We start from the raw sequence: 1,315 nt of genomic DNA, 5'->3' as shown, positions 1-1,315 counted from the left end.
GAGCCTGTAACAGATTCTGTGTAACTGCCATTAGTTAATATGCTTTTCGAGGCGTTCCTCGAACTCGATAATAAAACGACTCATCGCCTGACGCCAGTTTTGAATCGGCATTGACCATTTCTTACTGGCATCTTTTATTGCTAAGTACACCATTTTTCTAGCGGAATCGTCGCTGGGGAAGATTTTCCGCTTCTTAATAGCTTTGCGGATAACGCTGTTCAACGACTCAATGGCGTTGGTGGTGTAAATTGCCCTGCGAATGTCCTCTGGGTAATTAAATAAGGTGTTGAGATTATGCCAGTGCGTCCGCCATGATTTAGCAATTTGAGGGTACTGGCCGTCCCATGTTTCAGCAAACCGTTCTAGTTCAAGCAGAGCTTCATCTTCTGTTGCCGACCGGTACACGCGCTTTAAATCTGCTGTGACAGCTTTATAGTCCTTCCATGACACGTATTTCAGTGAGTTACGCACCATGTGAACGATACAGAGTTGAATATGTGTTGGTGGGAACACAGCGTTAATTGCATCAGGGAAGCCTTTCAGACCATCTACACAAGCAATAAGGATGTCTTCTACGCCACGCTGCTGAAGTTCGGTTAGAACGTTTAGCCAGAACTTAGCACCTTCATTCTCGGCAATCCACATGCCCATCAGTTCTTTGTGACCTTCGGTATTGATACCCAAGGCCAGGAAGATAGATTTGTTGATGATGCGTTTATCTTGGCGTATTTTCACAACGATACAGTCGAGGTAAACGATGGGGTAAATAGCATCTAACGGGCGTGACTGCCACTCGACTACTTGCTCGATAACTGCATTAGTGACGCGAGAAACCAGTGTCGGCGATATCTCAGCACCGTACCATTCATCAAACGCATTGACGATTTCACGGGTGCTCATTCCTTGTGCGTAAAGCCAGAGGATTTTATCGTCCATTGACGTAAAGCGAGACTGATGTTTTTTGACGAGTTTAGGTTCAAAGGAGCCTTCGCGGTCACGAGGTGTGTCGAGTTCAAATTCACCGTCTTCGGTTTTAACGCGTTTGCTGCTCTTGCCGTTGCGACTGTTTGATGACGTGGACTTTTGATGTTTCTCGTAGCCAAGATGCTCATCCATTTCTGCGTTCAAAGCCGCTTCAACGGTGATTTTCTTCAACATCTGGCTAAATTCGTTTAAGTCCTCAGGTGTTTTAATGCCTTTGGCCGCTTCCTTTGCGAAAGCTTCAAGCTCTTTCTTATTCATGTTCATCTGCCTATCCTTAACTCTCTATAGAGTAAATTGAGATAGGCAGTTACACAAAATTAGTTACAGTCTC

General features: G+C 45.0%; 1 protein-coding gene. It reads right to left on the bottom strand.

Annotation, left to right across the window (positions count from 1 at the left end; all coding sequences use genetic code 11):
• Window positions 1-30: 30 nt before the first annotated feature.
• A complete protein-coding gene (locus tag V5298_RS20635; RefSeq protein WP_332933281.1) occupies window positions 31-1,242 on the bottom strand; it encodes an IS256 family transposase in 1,212 nt (403 codons plus the stop codon).
• Between the last annotated feature and the right edge of the window lie 73 nt (window positions 1,243-1,315).

The organism is Alteromonas sp. 14N.309.X.WAT.G.H12, from assembly GCF_036697315.1.
Taxonomy (GTDB): Bacteria; Pseudomonadota; Gammaproteobacteria; order Enterobacterales; family Alteromonadaceae; genus Alteromonas.
This window is presented reverse-complemented; position numbering and strand designations above follow the sequence as displayed.